This is a genomic window from Trichocoleus sp. FACHB-46 (assembly GCF_014695385.1).
Classification (GTDB): domain Bacteria; phylum Cyanobacteriota; class Cyanobacteriia; order FACHB-46; family FACHB-46; genus Trichocoleus.
In genome coordinates this window covers 22,393-29,256 of record NZ_JACJOD010000081.1, presented here as the reverse complement: position 1 = coordinate 29,256, position 6,864 = coordinate 22,393, and the positions used below count along the sequence as shown (strand labels likewise).

The following is a 6,864-nucleotide window of genomic DNA, read 5'->3' as shown; positions in this document are numbered from 1 at the left end:
GCATAAGTTGCTGCGCATCCTCAATGCCATGATTCGAGCTGGAACTTCTTGGCAACCACCTCTGATAGCCAATGGAGCAACTCAGGCTTGACAATCAAGATAATCGCTTTTTTGATAGTCCTTGATCGCTCAGTATCTAATCAACGATCGCGCTCGTTTGGGGCTAGTGGGAGCCAGTACTCACAGCTTCAGAAGAACTGCTCTGACCCAGATGAGCAGTGCCGGGATACCGCTGCGAGTGATTCAGGAGATATCGGGGTACCGCAGCTTACAAGCACTTCAGCGGTATTTGAAGGTATTGGAGCTTCAGATGGAGGGGGCGATCGCGGCTTTACGTTTTTGAAGTATCGACGCTTAATGAATCAGTTGATCTCTTGGACTGGACTAATAAGTTTCGAGGTCGTGATTCCATGTCAGCACCCTGGATGCCGTCTACTCCCGTTTCTGGGAGATTAGGCAGAATAGAAGGCGAAACTAGAGCGAAGAAATGCTCAAGAATTCGGGCTCATTAAGAGTTGAGCCGAGACAATTTCATCAACGAGCATCATTCATTATGCCAAACGAGAGTCCAGATCAGTTATGGGTTGAGCCTGTGGGTGGAATCATCCTCGCGCGAATTCGCGGGGTAGCTACAGCCGACCTCATACAGGAGTGCCATCAGCGCATTGGAGTGTTGCAGAGGGACACGGGTTGCAAACAGGTGATGTACGATGCCTTGGAGCTTGAGCGCCCGCCGATAGAAATCGTGCTCACGCAGCAGGGGTTAACCGATGCGCTCAAGCAAGCTGATGTAAAAGTCGCGATAGTTGTGCCCAATACGGGGATTGCTTACCTGGCCCGCCTGGCGTTTGGCGAAGCCAATCATCGCGTGTTCTACAATGATATTGCCGCCGCAGTATCCTGGCTGGGCAGTCCTTGATCAAATGAAGATTGAAAGGGCACAAAGGGTGTGATCAAAACACTGCGCTCGCCCCTCTTGATTTTTTGGTTTGCGAGGAGGTGTTATGTGTTTCTTGCAAACATTGCCGAAAATGAATAGTGGCGTGCTTTTTGTAGTACGCCTCAAACGATTGAGAATTTAAGCGATCGCAATCCAAACAATGCCGAATTCACTCATTTTCGGCATTGTTGCTAGCTATTAACGTTCCGCCTCACCCGCCGCTAGTGAACTTTCGGACTCAACTGGTAATTCTAAACGGTCGGTGTGCAGGCGGATTGTTAGGCTGCTCCTGATTACAGTTAGACTGTCCCCAGTTTTGTTTTAATCGCAGCGATTATCTCATCTGCCAGCTCATCCAGGGATTTAACTCCATCTAGAACCAAATCGCAATTCTTCAAGACCCTTGCGTTTACTTCAAGGTACAGTTCGCGGGTAGCACCACTGAGATATCCTATTAGGTATTCTTTGAGATAAGTTGCCAGGTATTCTGGATCTCTTTCACGGAGACACCATTCAACATCTCGCAGCAACCGACGTGCTAAGGCAACTTCTAGCGGCAGGTCGATACATGCTACAAAATCAATAAGCTCGTTCATTTCGGCTCGTTCTCTACCAAATGGCTCCTCCATCACAATGAAGCTGGCTGCCTTGATTATTCCTTTGTTATCGGGCAGAGAAATGGCTTTCCTACGCCGTAAGCTCCGTAAGTCTTTAAGGAGTTGTGGCGTTTGCCATTGATTGGGATCGGCTCCCTCTTTAATCCACTCAGAGAAGTTCGAGGGGTATTTCGATACCGAGGCATAATCGTCGAAATAGAGAGATACAGCATCTTCTAGCAAACTGGTTACTTTTTGAACCAGAGAAGTTTTTCCTGCTCCAGAGGGACCACTTATAGCAACCACAAAACTTGGCGATTGTTTGTTAGTCATCCTAACCATACCCTTCAGTCTTGGCAGACTAACGGTTGCGGTCAGAGGTTACCAAGAACTTGGACTCAGCAACAGCGACTTCTTTCAATCCGTTGCACCGCAATTGTTGTACGGCAGGACTCTACAACCGAGTATTTAGATCTGTGTTAACTCTACTCGATGTCTATATAGGTCTGCCACAACTGCACGTTGTTCCCGATCCGAGCGAACGACACCCAAATCGAGTCGAACCTCACTCATTGCTTTTATCAATTTCTGGGCAGGGTTCATCGTGGCATAGGACTCGGATCATTTCTGCGCCAGGATGTTTGAACAATATATCAAACTCACTATTAGGCATCCTCAAGGTTTCAGGAATGAGATGAGCCTCGAGCGGCTGTGTTAGGGCTAATCCATGGACAGGAAGAAGAATAACGGTAATCTCTCCATCACGTAAGCATCCCAAAACTTTTGCTGGGACACGCACATAAAAGGATGAATTGTCTTCTGCTACATGATGCATTTCAACATACTGCGGGTAGTAGCTAGCGATGCCGTACAACGATTCAGCTCACTCGCCGCTAGAGGCTGGTGGAAGCACGAGCGTAGAGTGTAGGCGGTCGAGTGCAGCACCTTGTGTACGCCCAGCATGGGCGTGAACTAATGGGGTGAAAGTCCCCTGGAGGAGGACCAACGTCCAAATGCTCGAAAGTCTTGGAGCCGAGTGACGACAACTCCTAGCTTAAGGCAAGGGTACTCTCGCGAGGGAGTATCTGGAGGAAGCCAGCGGCAAACCGACGAACCGACGAACAGAAACGTCATAGAAGGCTGAGACCCCTGGGTGAGTTGGCACAACACAACGAAACCCAAGGTTCAAGGGGCACAGTAAATGACGCGGTTGCGGCGGGACAGTTCACGTTCTTATCTGGGGAGGTCTGTCTAACGGCACTTTGAGGGGCTAAGGGAGTCGGACTGAGGGCTATCTGGAAACGGATAGAGTACCCACCGAACCCTACGGCAACCCAAACGGCACAGCCAGTAGCAATGCTGGATGGTGAGTGAGGCAGAAGTCAGCAGAGTCCATAGTAGTTCTCTTGGGGAACGAAGGGACGAACATGAATGAACTAAGGAGGAGCCATGAACCACTCAAACTCATCAATGAACCCGGATGGGGGAGATGATGTTTGGCGTGCTGACAGAGAGCCAGCCTTAGACAACCTGATGGTGCGAATCTTAGAGCGCGACAATCTGAAACGGTCATGGGAGCGAGTGAAGTCGAATCAAGGGGCACCCGGCAGTGACGGGATGAGCTTAGAAGACTTTCCGGCCTATGCGCGAGAGCATTGGAGTGAGATTCGCCAATCCCTGATAGATGGCAGCTACCAACCTCGCCCGGTGCGACGGGTGGTCATTCCCAAGCCACGCGGCAAGGGAGAGCGAAAGTTGGGTGTGCCTTGTGTCATTGACCGGGTGATCCAACAAGCCATCTTACAAGTGCTGTCTCCCATCTTTGAGTCAGAGTTCTCTGAGCCCAGTTATGGGAGCCGCCCCAAACGCTCTGCTCATGGCGCAATTCGGCAGGTAAAGACGATTGTCAAGATGGGGTATCGGTATGCGGTTGACTTAGACCTAGAGAAATTCTTTGATACGGTCAATCACGATGTGCTGATGTCCCGAATTGCCCGCAAAGTGACTGACAAGTTACTTCTGAGGCTCATTGGTCGTTACTTGAGAGCAGGGGTGCTGGTGGGTGGCACGATTGAGGCCACGGACTGGGGGACACCGCAAGGGTCGCCTTTGTCTCCGTTATTGTCCAACATCCTATTGGATGACCTCGACAAGGAGCTAGAAGCCAGAGGGCATCGGTTTGTCCGCTACATGGATGACTTGGTAATCCTGGTCAAAAGTAGACGTGCAGGGCGACGAGTGATGGCTAAAACGAGTCGTTACCTGACTCAAAAGATGAAGCTCAAGGTCAATCGCGAGAAAAGTCGGGTGGTCAAGGTCGAAGACCTCCAATATCTGGGTTTCACCTTCCGGGGGATTCGGATCTTTGCATCTGAGCCAGCCATACGGGACTTCAAGCACCGGTTGCGGGGACTGACCTCACGCAGTTGGGGAGTTTCAATGGCAGAACGGATTGAGCGATTGAACCGATACTTGCGAGGCTGGATGAACTACTTTGGCATTTCCCAACATTACTCCCCCATCGAAGAGCTAGACGGTTGGTTAAGGCGGCGGATGCGGATGTGTTATTGGAAGCAATGGCGCAGACCCAGAACCCGCATCACCAACCTGCTCAAGCTGGGAACGAGTAGACGGCATGCTTTCTCGACAGGGCTTAGCCGCAAAGGCTACTGGCGCTTGTCAAAGACGCTGGCGACGCAAACGGGAATGACCAATGAATGGCTGGAACAGCAGGGATTGCTATCCATTCGGCATCTTTGGATGAAAGTTCAAGGATACGCCTAGACTATCAGCATTGTCTGCGCGTCTTCATGAACCGCCCTGTGCGGACCCGCACGCAGGGTGGTGTGGGAGGGGAAGGTTAAATGCCTTCCTCGACCCGATTCTGTTGCTGCCGGTCACTCATAATTTTTTCCCATGTAGTGAACCTCAGGCGCGTTCTCTCGTGGCCCCAAGTCCTTCCATCCATGCCTAAGATAGAACTCTACTGCTCTCGTATTTGTCGGAGTGACGCTTAAACGGGCGGAGTGCAAGCTAAGCCGTTTGAAGAAGGCTGTTGCATATTCATCAAGCAAACTGGCAACACCAGTGCCGCGCCAACGGGCAGTGACGTAGTACAAATTGACGTAACCTAGTGAGGCATCTGACCTAAAACGTCCCATTTCCATTTGACCGATGATTTCGCTGCCCGACCAAACGTGAACGCAGCCACCAGGAAACCGTTTCATCTTCTCGCACAGCCAGTTGACGTAGCGTTCTGCTCCTTTGCCATCGGCCCCGTGAAAGAGTTCTGCTGACCCAAAGCTGCAAACATATGAATCTTCCCGGAAAGCTACGCAAACATCGGCGTGCTTTGCCAAATCAATTGGCTTAAACTCTAAATGCTCAATCTGCATAATTTAAGTTTGACTAACAGCCAAGCCGTGTGCAGCGGCAGAACGGTTCGATTCAGCGGCGACGATAAAACCAGAACGATAGACGAAGAAACTTTGCTCGTCCGCTGCAATCGAATTGTTATCTCGCTGTTGCTTCACTTTCATGACTACTCGAAGCCTGTCACAACACCAACATACTCTTCTGGAAGTGGAAGATTAAAGTATTGCTGCAATAGTCGAACGTCATGAATGTCTTTTGCTTGGGGGTTGTATCCTGTGTGACATAGCATCTGCACTTCAGGTGTGATGCAAGAAATCACATTGCCGTCGATCCTGCCCTGTCCAGCTAAACTATCCTGTGGATAATGAAAAGGCGTGCCGTCTTGTAGGACTTGAATCAACTGTCCGCTACTATCCTGTTGGACAGTGTGAAAGTCAACACTACGACAGTTAGCATCTTTCATCACAAACCGCGTCGGTAACTCATTCAGTATGATAGCGAACTGATAGATAGCGAGGGTCTGTTCAATCTGACCAGCATCCTCCAACCTAACTACGAGATCGAGATCACTGTGCGATCGTGTTTGTTGACTTAACAGGGCATCGACACCCCAACCACCATCTAACCATACAGGAATCTCTGCCCGCTCTAACCAGGTCACAATCTGCAAAACATCTTCTGATTTCATACAGGAATGAGAGATTTGAAACCGTGATCCAAGTCTACATAAACTTCAACATGACTGAACGAAGCGAGATAACCGTGCAATTCAGCGGCGACGAGAAAAATAGAACGATAGACGAAAAAACTTTGCTTGTCCGCTGCAATCGAATTGTTCTGTCGCTACCAGCAATGTTTCTGTACTTTATAAACTCACACGCAACCTAAAGCATCAAGCCACTTCCTCTGATTGGATTGGAGCCACGTTTCAAATCTCAGCGTCTCCACAACAGCATCAACAATTTTTTGCCGACTCCCTTTTCCTTCCACTAACCACCCTGTCCAGTAGACCAGCGAACTGGCGCGTTGCAGCTTCCACACCGAAATGGCAGCTCTCATTTCTGCCAGTGTCAGTAAAGACAACGCTTGATAGCCTGTGCTAAAGGCTCGCACAATTTCCTCAAATAAAACTTCCTGCCAAGGAAAGGATGCAAGCTGATCTAAGCTACTCATGTAATCCAACAATCGCAAATCGCGCGTTGCAAACTCAAAATCTAGAATTCCAACCACCTGATCCTGGTTCACGAGAATGTTTGGTGTTATGTAATCTGCATGAATGGTCTGAATGGGAAGTGTTGCGTATAGCTCAGGAGAGGATTCGATTGCCTCATTTAACAGTTGATTTAAGTGCCTCTGTTCCTCTAAACCTAGCTGTAAAAGTTGTGGAACTGTGAAGGGATCGCTGACTTGCGGATGAATTCGGTCTAATGCTCCCCAAAACGGCAATTTCGCGTACTGACCCTGCGGATCGAACTCGGCAAGTGCATTGTGCAACGTCGCCAAGGCAAAACCAGCCGATTGAATCTGATGCAGGTTTCGCCGCTCCATTGGGTGTCCGACTAACCGAGGCAGTAGGGCAGCGTTAAGCAATTGTCCATCCACTTCAACGGCAATAAAGGTTTCGCCAGAAGCGGTCTGGAGGGGTACTGGAATCGCGAAAGGGAGATGAGCAGAGTCTAGAAACGTAAGCAATGAATGCTCATAGTGAATCTGAGCGATCGCAGTGGTAGCTGCGTAAAACTTTAGAACAAACTGATGCTCTGAGGCGCGAACAAAATAAACTGCACGGCTTGAACCCTGCGCTGTTAGCTCAAACGTTGCCTCAGCGAGAAATGACCATTGTTCAGATACCGCTTGTTTGGTAAACTCCGATAAACTCATTCGTCGTCCTACAGACAAGACTCAAACTGCTGCCCTCTACGATAACTCAAGCAGCAGAACGACCAAGCTCAC

General features: G+C 49.6%; 9 protein-coding genes. 3 read left to right on the top strand and 6 right to left on the bottom strand.

The features are described 5' to 3' along the window. Positions 1 to 121: 121 nt before the first annotated feature. Positions 122 to 343 (top strand): tyrosine-type recombinase/integrase, encoded by a 222-nt coding sequence (locus H6F72_RS28790; RefSeq protein ID WP_190443334.1) that lies wholly within the window; start codon positions 122 to 124, stop codon positions 341 to 343. Positions 344 to 553: 210 nt separating this feature from the next. Beyond that, entirely contained in the window at positions 554 to 919 is a 366-nt protein-coding gene (locus tag H6F72_RS28785) for a hypothetical protein (protein ID WP_190443332.1), read from the top strand. A gap of 320 nt (positions 920 to 1,239) precedes the next feature. Here the strand turns inward: H6F72_RS28785 and H6F72_RS28780 are convergent, their stop codons facing one another. Together H6F72_RS28780 and H6F72_RS30010 are read right to left on the bottom strand one after the other, a co-directional pair. Further along, on the bottom strand, positions 1,240 to 1,869 hold the full coding sequence (locus H6F72_RS28780; RefSeq protein ID WP_190443330.1) for a P-loop NTPase fold protein: 630 nt from the start codon (positions 1,867 to 1,869) through the stop codon (positions 1,240 to 1,242). Positions 1,870 to 2,101: 232 nt separating this feature from the next. After that, the gene (locus H6F72_RS30010; protein ID WP_206755476.1) at positions 2,102 to 2,410 is read right to left on the bottom strand and encodes a hypothetical protein; all 309 of its coding nucleotides are present in this window, start codon (positions 2,408 to 2,410) and stop codon (positions 2,102 to 2,104) included. Between the two features lie 575 nt (positions 2,411 to 2,985). Between H6F72_RS30010 and ltrA the strand changes: the two genes are divergently transcribed. After that, on the top strand, positions 2,986 to 4,320 hold the full coding sequence (gene ltrA / locus H6F72_RS28775; RefSeq protein ID WP_242017208.1) for a group II intron reverse transcriptase/maturase: 1,335 nt from the start codon (positions 2,986 to 2,988) through the stop codon (positions 4,318 to 4,320). Between the two features lie 113 nt (positions 4,321 to 4,433). On the opposite strand, the gene H6F72_RS28770 is transcribed toward ltrA, so the two are convergent. From H6F72_RS28770 to H6F72_RS28755, 4 genes are all read right to left on the bottom strand, one after another. Next, a complete protein-coding gene (locus H6F72_RS28770; protein WP_190443328.1) occupies positions 4,434 to 4,931 on the bottom strand; it encodes a GNAT family N-acetyltransferase in 498 nt (165 codons plus the stop codon). A gap of 3 nt (positions 4,932 to 4,934) precedes the next feature. Beyond that, on the bottom strand, positions 4,935 to 5,075 hold the full coding sequence (locus H6F72_RS28765) for a hypothetical protein (protein ID WP_190443326.1): 141 nt from the start codon (positions 5,073 to 5,075) through the stop codon (positions 4,935 to 4,937). A gap of 2 nt (positions 5,076 to 5,077) precedes the next feature. After that, a complete protein-coding gene (locus tag H6F72_RS28760) occupies positions 5,078 to 5,599 on the bottom strand; it encodes a nucleotidyltransferase domain-containing protein (RefSeq protein ID WP_190443324.1) in 522 nt (173 codons plus the stop codon). Between the two features lie 185 nt (positions 5,600 to 5,784). Continuing rightward, entirely contained in the window at positions 5,785 to 6,792 is a 1,008-nt protein-coding gene (locus tag H6F72_RS28755; protein ID WP_190443322.1) for a phosphotransferase enzyme family protein, read from the bottom strand. Positions 6,793 to 6,864: the final 72 nt, after the last annotated feature.